The sequence below is a fragment of the Aeromonas sp. R9-2 genome, assembly GCF_040908025.1.
GTDB lineage: Bacteria > Pseudomonadota > Gammaproteobacteria > Enterobacterales > Aeromonadaceae > Aeromonas > Aeromonas veronii.
Genome location: NZ_JBFOCX010000007.1, coordinates 49,235 through 65,222 on the forward strand (window position 1 = coordinate 49,235; position 15,988 = coordinate 65,222).

14 protein-coding genes are annotated in these 15,988 nt (G+C 56.7%); all 14 read left to right on the top strand.

The window, feature by feature from the left end; all coding sequences use genetic code 11:
- The first annotated feature begins 36 nt into the window (after window positions 1-36).
- The 14 genes from mshL to AB5Y71_RS02080 all read left to right on the top strand — a co-directional run bounded on the left by mshL (window position 37) and on the right by AB5Y71_RS02080 (window position 15,952).
- Complete coding sequence (gene mshL / locus AB5Y71_RS02015) at window positions 37-1,719, top strand: pilus (MSHA type) biogenesis protein MshL (protein ID WP_368170873.1); 1,683 nt, start codon at window positions 37-39, stop codon at window positions 1,717-1,719.
- A 92-nt stretch (window positions 1,720-1,811) separates the two neighbouring features.
- Window positions 1,812-2,702 carry an ExeA family protein gene (locus AB5Y71_RS02020; protein ID WP_368170874.1) on the top strand — a complete coding sequence of 297 codons (891 nt, stop codon included), beginning with the start codon at window positions 1,812-1,814 and terminating at the stop codon, window positions 2,700-2,702.
- Window positions 2,699-3,793 (top strand): tetratricopeptide repeat protein, encoded by a 1,095-nt coding sequence (locus tag AB5Y71_RS02025; protein WP_368170875.1) that lies wholly within the window; start codon window positions 2,699-2,701, stop codon window positions 3,791-3,793. Before AB5Y71_RS02020 ends, AB5Y71_RS02025 begins: the two co-directional genes overlap by 4 nt.
- A gap of 74 nt (window positions 3,794-3,867) precedes the next feature.
- Window positions 3,868-5,577, top strand: coding sequence for an MSHA fimbrial ATPase MshE (gene mshE, locus AB5Y71_RS02030; RefSeq protein ID WP_005340025.1), 1,710 nt, complete (start codon window positions 3,868-3,870; stop codon window positions 5,575-5,577).
- A gap of 3 nt (window positions 5,578-5,580) precedes the next feature.
- A complete protein-coding gene (locus AB5Y71_RS02035) occupies window positions 5,581-6,801 on the top strand; it encodes a type II secretion system F family protein (RefSeq protein ID WP_069528448.1) in 1,221 nt (406 codons plus the stop codon).
- A gap of 88 nt (window positions 6,802-6,889) precedes the next feature.
- On the top strand, window positions 6,890-7,351 hold the full coding sequence (locus tag AB5Y71_RS02040; protein WP_368170876.1) for a hypothetical protein: 462 nt from the start codon (window positions 6,890-6,892) through the stop codon (window positions 7,349-7,351).
- A 77-nt stretch (window positions 7,352-7,428) separates the two neighbouring features.
- Window positions 7,429-8,100: a prepilin-type N-terminal cleavage/methylation domain-containing protein gene (locus AB5Y71_RS02045; protein ID WP_255911698.1), complete on the top strand. Its 672-nt coding sequence runs from the start codon at window positions 7,429-7,431 to the stop codon at window positions 8,098-8,100.
- A gap of 14 nt (window positions 8,101-8,114) precedes the next feature.
- Window positions 8,115-8,546 carry a prepilin-type N-terminal cleavage/methylation domain-containing protein gene (locus AB5Y71_RS02050; RefSeq protein ID WP_124930345.1) on the top strand — a complete coding sequence of 144 codons (432 nt, stop codon included), beginning with the start codon at window positions 8,115-8,117 and terminating at the stop codon, window positions 8,544-8,546.
- A gap of 56 nt (window positions 8,547-8,602) precedes the next feature.
- Window positions 8,603-9,091 (top strand): prepilin-type N-terminal cleavage/methylation domain-containing protein, encoded by a 489-nt coding sequence (locus AB5Y71_RS02055; protein WP_368170877.1) that lies wholly within the window; start codon window positions 8,603-8,605, stop codon window positions 9,089-9,091.
- Window positions 9,078-9,638, top strand: coding sequence for a prepilin-type N-terminal cleavage/methylation domain-containing protein (locus AB5Y71_RS02060; RefSeq protein WP_047434684.1), 561 nt, complete (start codon window positions 9,078-9,080; stop codon window positions 9,636-9,638). Before AB5Y71_RS02055 ends, AB5Y71_RS02060 begins: the two co-directional genes overlap by 14 nt.
- The gene (locus tag AB5Y71_RS02065; RefSeq protein WP_335874426.1) at window positions 9,638-10,567 is read left to right on the top strand and encodes a type II secretion system protein; all 930 of its coding nucleotides are present in this window, start codon (window positions 9,638-9,640) and stop codon (window positions 10,565-10,567) included. Before AB5Y71_RS02060 ends, AB5Y71_RS02065 begins: the two co-directional genes overlap by 1 nt.
- 37 nt (window positions 10,568-10,604) lie before the next feature.
- Entirely contained in the window at window positions 10,605-11,027 is a 423-nt protein-coding gene (locus AB5Y71_RS02070) for an MSHA biogenesis protein MshP (protein WP_368170878.1), read from the top strand.
- Window positions 11,024-14,707, top strand: a complete 3,684-nt coding sequence (locus AB5Y71_RS02075; protein WP_368170879.1) for a DUF6701 domain-containing protein — start codon at window positions 11,024-11,026, stop codon at window positions 14,705-14,707. Before AB5Y71_RS02070 ends, AB5Y71_RS02075 begins: the two co-directional genes overlap by 4 nt.
- A 204-nt stretch (window positions 14,708-14,911) precedes the next feature.
- Window positions 14,912-15,952, top strand: a complete 1,041-nt coding sequence (locus AB5Y71_RS02080; protein WP_005340051.1) for a rod shape-determining protein — start codon at window positions 14,912-14,914, stop codon at window positions 15,950-15,952.
- Window positions 15,953-15,988 lie beyond the last annotated feature (36 nt).

The following is a 15,988-nucleotide window of genomic DNA, read 5'->3' on the forward strand; positions in this document are numbered from 1 at the left end:
ATCGAGTTTAATTGCAAGTCAGGGTGCCCTAATTACATGAAAAAACACCGTCTCTGTCTGATCTCCGTGGCCATGATGGCTGCAGGCTGTACCACGTATCAGCACCCCGAGCCGACCCAGGCCAAGGATGCTCTCAAACAGGCCATGAACGAACAGCAGAAACAGGCTGCCCCTCTGACCGCGTTGCCCAAATCGGTGCAAAGTGAATTACTGCAGCTGAATCGGCCGCAGATACCGGTCGGCATGCCGGAGAAGCGGCTGCGTATCGCGGCTCACGATGTGGAGGCGGTGGAGTTTTTCGGTTCCCTGTTTAAGGGCTCCCGCTACAGCGTGGCGGTTCACCCCGGGGTGGCCGGGCTGGTCTCCGTCGAGCTCAAGGATGTGACTCTGCCAGAGGTGCTGGCGGTGGTGGGCGACATGTACGGCTTCGACGTGCAGCGCAAGGGCAATGTCTTCCATATCTATCCGGCGGGTCTGCGTACCGAAACCATCCCGGTCAACTACCTGATGATGTCCCGTCGTGGCCTCTCCCGCACCTCGGTCAGCACAGGCGGGGTGACGGCCAATGACAGCAATAACAGCAATAACAGCAGCGACAGCAGTTTTGACAGTGCATCGAACAACAACAACGGCAGCAACAGCTCAACCAGCAGCAACTCGAGCGGTGACAACAACAACGGCACCCGTATCGAAACCGACACCAACAGCGACTACTGGACCGATCTGCGCGACTCCCTGCAGACCCTGATTGGCACGGGTGACGGTCGCGCCGTGATCACCAGCCCGCAGGCGGGTCTGGTCACCATTCGCGCCTATCCGAAAGAGCTCAAGGCGGTGCGTGAATTCCTGACTCAGTCCGAGAGTCACCTCAAGCGGCAGGTGGTGCTGGAGGCTCGGATCATCGAAGTCGCCCTCAACGAAGGGTATGAGCAGGGGGTGGACTGGAGCGGTCTCTCCGCCAGCTGGGATGGCAACAAGGGGATTACCGGTGGCAAGTCGTTGGCCAATACCCAGTTGCCTTCCACCCCCAACCAGATCTTTACTGCGCTCGGGGGGGGGGCTGGCTTTACCATCTCTGATGGCAACTTCAATGTGGCGGTTAACCTGCTCAAGACCCAGGGCGATGTGAATACTCTCTCCAGTCCCCGTGTCACCGCGACCAACAACCAGAAGGCGGTGATCAAGGTGGGGACGGACGAGTATTACGTCACCAATGCGTCCACCACCATTACCACTACCTCGACGGGCACAGACAAGACACCTAACGTGGAGCTGACCCCCTTCTTCTCCGGTATCGCACTGGACGTAACGCCGCAGATCGATGAAGAGGGCAAGGTGCTGCTGCATATCCATCCCTCGGTTATCGATACCGAAGAGCAAAACAAGGTGATCGACATGGGTACCTCGGGTGGCAAGTTGCAACTGCCGCTCGCCAAGAGCTCGATCCGCGAATCCGATACCGTGGTGCAGGCCAATAACGGTGACATCATCGTTATCGGCGGCCTGATGAAGACCGACAAGCAGGAGATCGTCAGCAAGGTGCCGTTGCTGGGGGATATTCCCTGGGTGGGTGAAGCCTTTACCAACCGCCGCGAGAGCACCAAGAAGGTGGAGCTGGTGATCATGCTCAAACCGACCGTGGTGGAGAAAGATACCTGGCAAAACGAGCTGCAACGCTCCTCCGAGCTGCTCGACAAGTGGTATCCGGCCAAGGGCTGACCCATGACACCAGATACGGTCACCCTTATCCCGAACGGCCTGTGCTGCCTTGCCAGCACAGGCTGCTTGCTCGCTGTGGCAGGTGAGGTCTCATGTACCTGACCCACTTCGGCCTGCAGGAGGTACCGTTCAGCCTCACTCCCAATACCGGCTTCTACTACGGCCTGCCGCCTCACGAAGAGGCGCTGCAGGTGCTTAACTGGGCGCTGGCGCAGGGGGAGGGCTTTATCAAGGTGACCGGCGAGGTGGGTACCGGCAAAACCCTGCTCTGCCGCAAGTTGCTCAGCGAGCTGGGTTCGGAAGCGCGTCCGGTGCGGCTTGCTTGGTTGCCCAATCCCCACCTCACTCCGGCCGAACTGCGCATCGCGCTGGCGCTGGAGCTTGGGTTGGCGGTACGGGATCAGAGCGAGCTGGATCTGACCGATCGTATCCATCGTCACCTGATCAGCCTGCACCAGCAGGGCAGTCGGGTGGTGGTGTTGATCGACGAGGCGCAAGCGCTGCCGGACGAGACGCTGGAGGCGATCCGCCTGTTCGGCAATCTCGAGACCGAATCGAGCAAGCTGCTGCAGATCGTGCTGTTCGGTCAGCCGGAGCTGGATACCAGACTAGCCAAGCCGCATCTGCGCCAACTGCGCCAGCGGATTGGCTTCTCCTACTGCCTGCGGCCGCTGCGTTTTGACGAGACTCGCGCCTATCTGGAGCACAGATTGCAGGTCTCCGGTTACCGCGGGGCACCGCTGTTTTCTGGTCGCGCCATGCGTCTGTTGTGGCGCGCATCGCGAGGGATCCCGAGACTTATCAATATCCTGGCGCAGAAGTGCCTGATGCTGGCCTATGGTCAGGGTGTGCGTCAGATCGATAGCCATCTGGTGCGGCTCGCCATTCGCGATACCGACGATGCCAGCCGCTTTGCACCACGGCGCTGGTGGCCCCTGTTACTGTTGCTGGGGTGCGCCCTGGCTTATGGAGTCTGGCCATGAGTGTTATCAACCAGATGCTAAAAGATCTGGATCGGCGCCAGCAAGGATCCGAAGGTGCTGCCGTCTATATTGCCCCTGCGCGCCAGCAGGGATGGTGGATGTTGCTGCTGACCCTGATCTGCGGTCTGGCACTGGGGAGCCTCGGTTGGCGAACCTGGATCTACTGGCAGCAGACCCATACCGTGACAGCTGCCAGTGAAGTGCTAGCTCCCGATGCGGTGACTCCCGATGTGGTGGCAAGGGTCGCCGCGCCCGTCAGTCAGCCCGAGCCGGTCGAGGTGGCGGCCGCGCTGCCGTTGCCAAGTCAGGACGAGGTGAATGATGAGGCAGGCGAGAGTGACTCGGATAGCATGGCCGACGGTGCGCCCTTTGATGCCTCCAGCGATGTTGACGAGACGGAGCCGACCGATGAAGAGCTGCAGCCCGAGCTTTACGCCGAACTGGCGGCAGAGCAGCAGGCAGTCGCCAGCGCGCCGCGCAAACCGAGCGTATTGAAGATCGAGACGGTGGAGCTGTCGGCCAAGGAGCTGGCGGCACTGGCGGAGCGCAAGGCGACCACCGCCATGGCCAAGGGAAGCCTGCGGGATGCGCAGGACAACTACTATCAGGTGCTGGCCCACGATCCCTACAATCAGGGGGCGCGCGAGCAGCTGGCGGGGCTGCTCTACGGCGAGGGCCGTCTGACCGAGGCGCGTCAGCTGCTGGAAGAGGGGATCCGGCTCGATCCCCAACAGGCCGATTTTCGTCTGCTACTGGCCCGTCTTGCCATCAGCGAGGGGCAGCAGCTGCAGGCGCTTGGCTGGCTGTCCGGTTATCAGCCGGATCTCGCCAGCAACATGGACTACTACGCCACCTGGGCAGGACTGACTCAGGAGCTGGGCCAGAATGCCGATGCGGCGGCGCTCTATGTGAAGCTACTGCGTCAGCAGCCGGATCAGGGCCGCTGGTGGCTTGGTCTCGGCGTGGCTGAGGATGGTCAGGGTCACAGCCAGCGGGCGCTCGATGCCTATCGCAACGCCCTGCTGCACGGCAACCTCGGCGAGGCGTCGACCAACTGGCTGGAACAACGAATTGGCCAACTAACCCCTTGATAAACAGCTGGTTCGATTAGCTAAGCCTAATCGGATGCGGCAACGGGTGTGAAGTAACAGAGATCGGAGCAAACATGGCACAACCCAGACTGAAAATGCGCCTCGGCGACCTGCTGGTACAAGAGCAGATCATCTCTGATGATCAGCTGCAGCTTGCCCTGCAGCAGCAGCGTCAGACCGGCCGCAAGCTGGGCACCACTCTCATCGACCTCGGCTTTATCAGCGAGGTGCAGCTGTTGCAGTTCCTCGCCCGCCAGCTGGATGTGCCCTTCTTCGATCTCAACAACCTCACCATCGACGCCGCCGCGGTGCCGCTGCTGCCCGAAGTGCAGGCGCGCCGTTATCGGGCGCTGGCGGTCAACCTTACCGACGACAAGGTGACGGTGGCGATGTCGGATCCGGCTGATCTGAGCGCACTGGATGCCATCGCTGCCCTGCTCAGCCCGCGCATCATGGTGCTGGCGGTGGCGCGGGAAGGGCAGCTGCTGGAGTATTTCGACCGCCTCTATCGCCGCACCCGCGAGATTGAGAGTTTCGCCGAACAGTTGCAGGAGGAGTATCAGGACTCCGGCTTTGAGCTGGGCTCCAGTAACCTAGGGGCCAACGACGAGGGGGAGGCGACGGTGGCCAAGCTGCTGCGCTCCCTGTTCGAGGATGCGGTGCAGGTGGGGGCGTCGGATATCCACATCGAACCGGACGAGAAGGTGCTGCGCATTCGCCAGCGGATCGACGGCATCCTGCACGAGAATATCCTCAACGAGGTGCGGATCGCCCAGGCGTTGGTGCTGCGCCTCAAGCTGGTGGCGGGGCTCGATATCTCCGAGAAGCGCTTGCCGCAGGATGGCCGTTTCAATATGAAGGTGCGCGGCCGCGATGTGGATGTGCGGATGTCCACCATGCCGGTGCAGTATGGCGAGTCTGTGGTGATGCGTCTGCTGGATCAATCCTCCGGCATCCTGTCGCTGACCGAGACCGGCATGCCGCCTGAGATCCTGACCCGTTTCCGTCGCCAGCTCAAACGCCCGCACGGCATGATCCTGGTGACCGGCCCGACCGGTAGCGGCAAGACAACCACCCTTTATGGCGCCCTCTCCGAGCTCAACCAGTCCAGCAACAAGATCATCACGGTAGAAGACCCGGTGGAGTATCGTCTCTCCCGCGTCAATCAGGTGCAGGTCAACCCCAAGATCGGCCTCACCTTCTCCAACGTGCTGCGCTCCACCCTGCGTCAGGATCCGGACATCCTGCTGGTGGGTGAGATGCGGGACAACGAAACGGTGGAGATCGGTCTGCGTGGCGCCATCACAGGTCACCTGGTGCTGACCACCCTGCACACCAACGATGCGGTGACCAGTGCCCTGCGCCTGATCGACATGGGGGCGCCCGGCTATCTGGTGGCGAGTGCCCTGCGGGCGGTGGTCGCCCAGCGGCTGGTGCGGCGGGTATGTGAGCACTGCGTCGAGGAGAAGGCGCCCGACGAAGGGCAGGCCACCTGGCTCACCGTGCTCTCCGGCGAGGCGCCTGGCCAACACACCTATCACAAGGGCCGGGGTTGCCAGAGCTGCAACTTTACCGGTTATTCCGGCCGTATCGGGGTCTACGAGCTGCTGGAGCTGGATCAACCGATGATGGATGCCCTGCGCCGCAACGATGCGGAAGGGTTCGCCAAGGCGGCCCGTCAACATGAACACTACCGGCCGCTGGCCCTCACTGCCCTCGATTATGCCCGTCAGGGGATCACCTCGGTGGATGAGGTGCTGCGACTGGCCGAGGATTTGGGGTAAGCGATGGCTAACTTTGCTTACAAGGGGCGTGACAGCCAGGGCAACGCCACCAGTGGCGTGGTCGAAGCGGCCAACGAGATGGCAGCCGCCGAGCAGCTGATGCGCCGTGGCGTGATGCCCACCGAGCTCAAACCGGGCAAGGCCAAATCCGCTGCAATCGACTGGTCACTGTTGCTGGAAGGGGGCGTCAAGCTGGACGAACTGGTGATCTTCAGCCGCCAGATGTATGCCCTGACCCGGGCCGGGATCCCTATCTTGCGTGCCATTGCCGGGCTGGAGGAGAGCACTCACAGCAAGCCGCTCAAGCGGGCGCTTCACTCGCTGGGGGAAGATCTTGGCAACGGTCGCCCGCTCTCCAGCTCGATGCAGGCGCACCCCAAGGTATTCAGCAGCCTGTTCGTCGCCATCATCCATGTGGGTGAGAACACAGGTCAGCTGGAAGAGGCCTTCTTGCAGCTCGCCAACTATTTCGAGCTGGAGCTGGAGACTCGCAAGCGGATCAAGACCGCCATGCGCTACCCCAGCTTCGTGATGATCGCCATCGGTATCGCCATGGTGATCCTCAATATCATGGTGATCCCGGTGTTTGCCGGCATGTTCGCCAAATTCGGGGTGGAGTTGCCGCTGGCTACCCGCATTCTGCTCGCCACCTCGCACTTTTTTGTCAACTACTGGTGGCTGCTGCTCGCCATTCTGGCGGGGATGGTGTTCGGCTGGCGCCGCTGGGTCGCCACCACCAAGGGCAAGCTGACCTGGCACCGCTGGCAGCTCAAGTTGCCGATCGTCGGCACCATCATAGAGCGCTCCCTGCTGGCCCGTTTTGCCCGCAGTTTTTCCATGATGCTCAAGGCCGGGGTGCCGCTGAACACCGCGCTGACCCTGGTGGCCGATGCGGTGGATAACGCTTATATGGCGGGGCGGGTGCGGGATATGCGCGCCGGTATCGAGCGGGGCGAGAGCCTGCTGCGCACCGCCAGCAGCAGCGGCCTGTTCACCCCGCTGGTGATGCAGATGATCGCCGTGGGGGAGGAGACCGGTCAGGTCGATGACCTGCTGCACGAAGCGGCCGAGTATTACGAGCGGGAGGTGGATTATGACCTCAAGAGTCTCACCGCTCGGATCGAGCCGATCTTGATCGGGATCGTGGCGGTGATGGTGCTGATCCTGGCGCTGGGTATCTTCACCCCCATGTGGGACATGATGCGCGCAGTTCGCGGCAAGTAATCTTGCTGGAACTGGATATCTTCACGCCTGAGTGGTGGGACATGATGCGAGCCGTAAGAGGCAAGTGATCGGTGGAGTCGAGGGCTGGATGAACAGACAGACGCAGCAGGATGATCGCTGGCTGACCGGATATCGGCGGATCGCCGTGATCATCCTGCTGATGGTGATCGTGGCGACCCTGGTGCGCAGCTATGAGAGCCACCGGGAAGAGGCGCAGCAACTCACCCTCACCCTGCTGGGGGAGCAATTTGCCGAGCGGGCACAGCGTTTGCACGGCATTTGGCTCGATGAGCGGCGTCCGCAGACTCTGCATGTCGCTGGCAAGGGGTGGCAGTTTGACACCCGGGGTTGGCCCCTGGGGCTGGTGCCGCTGCAATCCCCTTCGGAAAATTGCCGTCAGTTGTGGCTGGCACTGATGGGTGAGACGAAGGGGGGCATGCCTCCCCTGCAGGTTCTGGCCCGCCCCGATGGCAGTGGTTGCGAGATGGGGTGGGATGGTTATTGGCTGGTTTATCAGTTTTCTGACGGGCGGGTGATGAAAAAGCCTTGAATGAAACTAATCATATGACCCAGCTACATGATTTTTTTGGGCCTGCATGAAATAATGTGGGGCATTACGGAGGGAGCATGACAATGAAACCAATGGCACCATCAATGCCGGAAAACGGGATGAGGAGAGGGTCTGCCGGCTTCTCCCTCATTGAGCTGGTGATCGTTATCGTGATCCTGGGGATCCTGGCGGTGACTGCACTGCCGCGCTTTCTCGATGTGACTGACGAAGCGAAGAAGGCCAGCGTGGAAGGGGTCTCTGGCGGTTTTGCTACCGGCGTTTCACTGGTGCGGGCGCAATGGGAGGCGGAAGGTCGCGCCAAACAGGACAGCCTCAATACTGTGCTCTATGACGGTAGTCGCTTCTATCTGACCACTCCGACCGAGACCCAGATCAGCAATGGCGAGCTGTCGCCCGGCTATCCGATGGATACCGTTGCAAGCGGTAATCCCGATGTGGATCCGGCTAATCTGACCGCCGAACGTTGTCTCAATATTTGGGAGGGGTTACTGCAAAACCCGCCCAAGGCTACGGCCAGCTTCAATGAAGTGCGCGGTAGCGGCAATGACCTGAAATACTATGCCACAGTAAGCAGTAATGGACTGGATTCGGTCTGCCGTTACTATTTGGTCAATAGTTTGAGTAAGGGCAGTGATGGCAAGTATCAGGATCCGCAAGGCAAGACTGATGCATTTATGAGTTTCAGTTACCGCCCGGCATCCGGTCAGGTGACCACAAATATTAATTAACAGAGGAAAGTGAAATGAAAAAACAGGCGGGTTTTACCCTGATCGAACTGGTTATCGTGATCATCATTCTGGGTATTCTGGCGGTCACCGCTGCACCCAAGTTCCTGAATCTGCAGGATGATGCTCGTTATTCTGCCGCTCAAGGCGTGCAGGCTGCACTGCAAAGCTCTGCTAATTTGGTTTATAGCAAAGCTGCATTGGAAGGTAAGGAAGCTGCATCATCTGCAACACCTCTTACTGGTCTGAGCGGTGTAGAGGTAATTTATGGCTATCCCACTGCCGCAACCATTTCAGCCGCTGTAACTTTGGAAGGCTGGAGTACATCAGGTGCAGCTGGCACTTTTGTTCCTGATAATGGAGCCGGTAACAGCTGTTCTGTTGTTTATACTCAAGCGACATCAACTGCCATCTTCAGCACAAAAATTAATGGTTGCAAAAAGCCGTAATAGCTAAGTAAGCGAGGCTTCGGCCTCGCTTTCTCTTTTCCCTAATGAGAAGTCCCATGCCTGCAACCAAGGGCTTTACCCTGATTGAACTGGTACTGGTGATCCTGTTACTCGGGATTCTGGCCGCCTTTGCCGTGCCCAAATGGCTGGGCAAAGGCGGCTTTGAAATTCAAACCGTGCGTGACGAACTGCTGACCCGGCTGCGGCTGGTACAGACCGTCAATATGCACGAACCGGCCAATCGTTGTACCTCACTACTTGTTGAATCTGGCCAATTTGGCCACAGCACAGAATCCCCATGTGATAATCCTGCGGCTATATCTAGCTGGAACGCTAATCAGCTCACCCGGGGTCGTCCGGTGACTCTGTCTGACGGGCTCACCCTCTCCTCGAACAAGGGCACGCCTCCTTATGTGATCCGCTTTGATCTGATGGGCAGACCGCTAGGCAGCTGCGCCACCGGTTGTACCTTGCTGGTGAGTAATGGCCGCGAAACCAGCCGTATCCAGATTGAGTCTGAGGGGTTTATCCATGAGATCCCTTAAGCGTGGTTTCACCCTGATTGAGCTGATCGTTGGCATAGTGCTGCTGGCGGTGGCTTTGACCGGCATTTTGGGGTTGCTTATCAATCAGGCGCCGCAGGCGGTAGACCCGGTGCAGCAGGTACGCGCCGCCCAGCTGGCCCAGCGCCTCTCCGGCGAGATCTTGCAAAAGTCGTTTGATGAACATTCGGATCATAACGGTGGTCGTTATCGTTGTGGCGAGCAGGTGGCAGGGGTGACCATCTCTTCCTGCTCCACCAGTTATGGTCCGGATGGCGAGCCCGCATCCTATGCCTATAACGATGTGGATGATTTCGATACCGCAGGTAGCTGGGTGGATGCCAACACGCTGACCCAAACTGAGGTGGGAGTCAGCAGCGAGGAGTATCGCAACTATCAGGTGAAAATTGCGGTGAGTGGAGCCGATTTCAGCGACGGCACCTTCAAGAGTTGTGTCGCCCCCTGCTCTGTGGGCAAGCGTATTGATCTGCAGATCAAACTGCCGGATCAGAGCGTGCTCGACTTCTCCTTCTATCGGGGGAATTACTGATGGATCGCTCCGCTGTCTGGGGTTGCCTCTCTACCAGAATATCAGCGCCCCTAGCCAACTCCGGCGCTAGATTACGCCTGGCTGCTAATCGAACCCACCTCAAACCTCGGGGTAACCGTGGCTTTACCCTGGTCGAGCTGGTGATGGTCATCCTGCTGCTCGGGATTATGGCGACCTTTACCAGCCAGTTTATCGGTATCGGTACCCAGATTTATGGCGATGCCAGCAGCCGTGAGCAACTGATGAGCGATGCCCGCTTCGCCATGGAGCGGCTTAACCGCGAATTGCGTGATGCGGTGCCGGGCTCGGAGCGGATCGAGACGACTGGCGGGACATGGGTCGACACCGGTGCCTGTTTGCGGTTCTGGCCCATCAGCACCTCCAGCCGCTATTTGGCGCTTAACCGCGCCATGTCGGGGAGCACGGCCACCCTTGAGCTGGTGATGGCGACCCCGGCTTCTGCTGCCAATCCGCTGGATGTGGATGCCACCGCCGTTAAAAAAGACGATCAGCTGATTGTATTCCCCGTGCCGGACAAAAATGTCGGTTCGCTTACTGCAGGCTGCGATTATGGCCGCTGCGTAGCCAGGGTTACGGATGTGCTGACGCCCGTATCCGGGGCGCAAACTATCCGCTATACCAGTGCCGAGAGTCTGACTGGCCTCTCTCCCGGCAGCCGGGTCTACTTTGCCAACCAGCAGGTACGTTACTGTGTGGAAGGAAACACGCTGACCCGTGCTACCGCGCCCATTGGGGCCCCCTTACCTGCACAGGGCGTGTTGATGGCGGATTCCCTTCGTATTGGCACCTTCTATCGGGAAACCTCGGCGTTTAACGCTGAAGGGGAGTTTGGTATGCGTTTTGTGTTCGAGCGCAAGGGGGAGTCGGTCACCTTTAACCACAAGATAGAGGTGTTCAATGTGCCCTGATCCACAGGCTTTCGGACGGATGCGAGGCAGTGCCTTGATGATCGCCCTGTTTGTGATTGTGGTGATGGCGCTGCTGGCGGCTGCCATGGGGCGTTTTCTGGTCGATAGCGGCGAGAAAAATACGGTGGAGGTGCGCAGCGTGCGTGCCCTGCTGGCCGCCCAGAGCGGGCTGGAGATTGCTCTATATCAGCTATTCCCTAACAGACCGGCTATATCATCACCTAATCGTTGTGGTCTGGTACTTGCCACACAGCAGTTTAATGACAACATCGGTTTGGCTGGTTGTCAGGTTGTGGTTAGCTGCCGGGAGGTACCGGTGACCTATAACGGATCTGTGACCAATGGCTATCGTCTCGAGAGTGTCGGAACCTGTGGCAGCTCGGACCTTGACAGTGCCAACCCTGATTTTGCCGTGAGCCGAACCCTGATGGTCGAAGCTTATGATGGAGGCCAGATATGAGCCAAAAAATGAAGTGTTTTTTGCTATGGCTGCTGCTTTTGGTCTCTCAGTTGGCTCGAGCAGATATTGTTTTACCTGGACAGTTTTTGATTGGTGATAATACAAGTAATGCCCTTCGTCCAACTACCTTGGTTTCGACTCGATTTTCGGCTTACATACCTGTCAACCCTATCCATTTTTATATTAGTCACCCTGTGACCTTATCCGAGCTCCGGCTTGAGAGCGCTACTGGTTTGGATGCAGGAGCTAATTTTGTTATTTGGGACAGCCTAGGAAATGTAGTGCTGAATGAGAGGGCTAATGACTATTCACGGGATAGGGTATCTCGTTATGGCGGATGGTTGCTAAACCCCGGTGAGTACAAGATGGCTGTTTGGGGTGGTTGCTTTTCAAATGGGTACTATTGGGGGGCGTATGACCCTTATTGTAGAGACTGGGATGACTTTTCATTCAAAGATATAAGGTTGGTAACCAATGGTGCTACGACAGCGTTCCATTTTATTGAACGTTCCCATATAGGTGAGAATACTGATGCTAATCGCTGGTATCCCCCCGCGCCAAACGGTACTTACATATTGTATCAATTCACGCTTAATAAGCGGTCACAATTGAATGCACTCACGTTATATAACTTGCGTGATTGGGGCGTGAATAATGGTTCACGCATGTTCATCCGTCCAGTTGGTAGTGCATATACACCATTGGTTTATTACTTCAATAGCAATGGGGATGTCAATTGGAATATAAACTATGAGCTTGCTGCTGGTAATTACGAATTATGGATCGAAACAGTAAATGCCAGAGATAGGGATGATATAAGCTGGGATGATATGATCCTGCGTTACACGCCTAAAAATGATATTCCTGTACTTGATGATTTATGTACACAGGTTTTTCCTTATCCAGCCCAAGGTCGAGAAAGTAGCGACAGAATTGACTTCTCAGGGAATACGAATTATACGGCAGGGCAGTTATTTGGTTCTCAAGGGGGTCGCCTTGGATACGGTCCTAATGGTCAGATAAAAGGTACATCTGGTCTAAACTGTGATAATAGCGCTTGTGTTGCTGCAGGTATGGTAAATAGCTGGTCTGGCGCTCCCTCTTCCCGGTTTCCATTAAGTGCAGGTAGTAACATTTCCGTTGGTTTTGCCGAAACGCGTTTTCTCACTGCCGTGGAGGGCAATCAGTTTGGGACAATTAGCACAGCTCATCAGTCACAAATAAATATCGAGAACTCGGGTATTAGCATTAAAGTTCTTGACTTGGGAAGTGGGCGTGGTGGTAGAGATTATACGGTGAAGTTGGCCGCTGGCGATTACTGGATCGAAACATTGAAGATGAATAATGATACATCGATCATTGTTGATGGCCCGGTTCGTATATTTGTTAAAAATCTCGATATGGGATCGGCCAGCTACATTAACAGTCCTGGCTCAAATATTTCTGGTGACATCAGTAAGTTACTGATGGTTGTTTATGATAGTGCATATTTAGCCAATGGTTCAACCCTATCTGGGATGGTCTATCAAGCAGATAGCTCAGCTAAAACTATTAACTTATCTTCTGCTTCATATTTAATGGGGCGCGTAAATGGTAAATCCGTGGTGTTAGGCAATAACTCGCGCATCGATAGCCAATCTTTCCAATGTACAGCTACGGCGGTTGTTGACCATTATGAGGTTTATTATCCTTCTTCCTCATTGACGTGTGAACCCGCACAGGTTCGGCTTGCCGCGTGTCTTGATAACAGTTGTAGCCAACTTTATAACGGTAATGCCAGTGTCAGTATGACGCCGAGCAACGGATGGAGTAGTAACCCGGTCAGCTTGGGTAGTTCAGGAACAGCTGATATCACATTATCTTCTCTGGCTGCCAAGAGTGTTGTCATTGGGTTATCAAGCGCAAATCCCTCGGCGCTATTACGTTGTTATCGCGATGGTGTGCTTGATAGCAGTTGTTCTATGAATTTTTCCGATGCTGCTCTGCAGTTTGATTTCTCCACCTTTTATGCCGGTAGTTCAACAAACTCGACGATTCGAGCCATTAAATCCAGCGATGTTGGAGCAACTAAGGTATGCGTTCCATTATTGACAGGAAATCAGACCCTGCAATTCGGCTCTACCAAGGTCGTGTCTGATACTGCCAGCAATGCAGTGCCGACGATCAATGGCAGCACAATATCGCCAAGTGGGAACGTTAACGTACTGTTTGATGGCAACGGGGTTGGTCAGTTGACGTTGCAATATCCGGATGCGGGGGTGTTGCGACTGGATGCTACTTTCCAGAAGAATGATGTCACCGGCACCCTTAAGCTGACCGGTAGTGATACGGTTGCTGTGATTCCTAAAGCGATCGCACTCCAGGCACAAGGACAAAGTGGCTGCTCGGGCAGTAACGACAATACATATGCAGCATGCCCTGTCTATCGTAAAGCGGGCGAGTCCTTTACTCTGCAAGCGCGTGCCCTCAATGAGCAGGATCAGCTAACCTCTGGTTTTGCGACCAGTAATAAAGCGATCTCTTGGGCGCTGTTAGCGCCGGCAGCTGGCGGCACCGGAACATTCTCGCCAACTGCAATCTCGTTGGCGAACGGAGTGGCAAATAATGTGGTGGCGAATTGGTCGGAGGTAGGGGTGATTCAGTTAGGCGTCAGCAATTTTGTGCCTTATCCCGCTTATCAGGATGAATCTCCCCAACTTGAGACAGTGCAGCGCTGGAGCTCGCCCATCGGTCGTTTTGTGCCTTGGGATTACAGTTTGAGCGGCGGTTTTATCACTCCAGCCTGCAATGCCTTTACATACATGAGTCAGCCCTTTGCCAGCGGTTTTGTCCTCATTGCACGCAATCTGCAGAAAGGGACGACACAGAACTATAAGGGGGCGTTCGCTAAAGGTGTTGCTGAGATGGTGGCGGCTAATGCTTTGGATGGCATTGCGCGTGACCAGCGTATTACGTTGTCGCCATCGCTCAGTTGGGCAAATGGTGTCGCCAGTATCAATCAGCAGTCGCCTTTGGGGCTGAATACCCGTTTTGATCGCGCCGCGAGTCCAGAAGGGCCTTTTGCCACGTTGAGCTTTGGTATCAAAGTCGATGATAAGGATGGCGGCAATACACTGTTGGCTAATCCAAATATGAATACTGCTGTAGCTGGGACATGTTCCGGGTCGGGGTGTAATGCGGTGCTGCTGGGTACTCAAAAGCTGTTGTACGGCCGCCTGCTGGCTGGCACGGTGGCGGGTCTTGCCTCGGCGCCGCTGGCCATTCCACTGCAGATGCAATATTACGAAGCAGGCAACTGGCTGCAAAACAAGGAAGATCAATGTACCCAGCTCTCTTTGGCCAATCAGGGGTTCACTTTCCTCAATCCGAGTCAAACCTTTGATGCGGCGACTCGCGAGCTGAATCTGGGGGCGGGTCGCAAGATCAAGCTGGGGTTGGGTAGTTCTGCACCGGGTGGGGATGCTGCACTGGCGAAAGACGGGGAGATCCTGTTCCACTTTGCCAAGCCGGACATCTCGGTGCGCATTCCCTACAAGGTCGAATTGGCAAAACAGCCGTCGCAGCCCCTCTGGTTGTCGGACCCCACGAGTGCCAATGACGGTAACCTGCAAGGTGAGGCCATTTTCGGCTCCAGCCGGGGTAATGACAGAATTATTTATCGGCGCGAAGTATTGCAGTAAATGATGTGTGAGGGGGGATGGCTCAACAGCATCCCCCTAAATCCTTGTTTATTAGTGTTTGCAAGCGTGTGCGAGTGAGTGATGACTCGCATTTTTGTCGCGCCTGATTGATTGGTGACAGTTTGAGCGCTTGCCCATTGGGGTGGGCATTGGTAAAGTTAGCCGGTTTTCTGCACCTCCAAATTCTTAGGATTTCCCGTAGCCATGTTCAAAAAGCTCAGAGGCGTCTTTTCCAACGATCTGTCGATCGATTTGGGAACTGCCAACACCCTGATCTATGTAAAAGATCAAGGGATCGTCCTTAACGAACCCTCAGTTGTCGCCATTCGCCAAGAGCGCGGGAACGCCAAATCGGTCGCTGCTGTCGGTCATGCCGCCAAGCAGATGCTGGGCCGTACCCCGGGCAACATTTCCGCAATCCGCCCGATGAAAGACGGCGTGATCGCCGATTTCTACGTGACCGAGAAGATGCTGCAGCACTTCATCAAACAGGTTCACGACAACAACTATTTCCGCCCCAGCCCGCGTGTGCTGGTGTGTGTACCGTGCGGTTCAACCCAGGTTGAGCGTCGCGCCATCAAGGAGTCCGCACTGGGCGCTGGTGCCCGTGAGGTCTACCTGATCGACGAGCCTATGGCTGCTGCCATCGGTGCCGGCCTGCCGGTATCCGAAGCGACCGGTTCCATGGTGGTTGATATCGGTGGTGGTACCACTGAAGTGGCCATCATCTCCCTGAACGGTGTGGTCTACTCCCAGTCCGTCCGTATCGGTGGCGACAAGTTTGACGAAGCGATCATCAGCTACGTCCGTCGCAACTACGGCAGCCTGATCGGTGAAGCGACTGCCGAGCGCATCAAGCACGAGATCGGCTCCGCCTATCCGGGCGAAGAGGTGCGCGAGATTGAAGTCCGTGGTCGCAACCTGGCTGAAGGTGTACCGCGCAGCTTCACGCTCAACTCCAACGAAATCCTGGAAGCGCTGCAAGAGCCGCTGTCCGGTATCGTGGCTGCTGTCATGGTGGCGCTGGAGCAGTCTCCGCCGGAACTGGCTTCCGACATCTCCGAGCGCGGCATGGTGCTGACCGGTGGTGGCGCACTGCTGAAAGATATCGACCGTCTGCTGATGGAAGAGACCGGCATTCCTGTCGTCGTGGCCGAAGATCCCCTCACCTGTGTGGCCCGTGGCGGCGGCAAGGCGCTGGAGCTGATCGATATGCACGGTGGCGATCTGTTCCACTACGAATAAGACCCAAAGCCGGCCAGCGTGCCGGCTCTTTTTTGA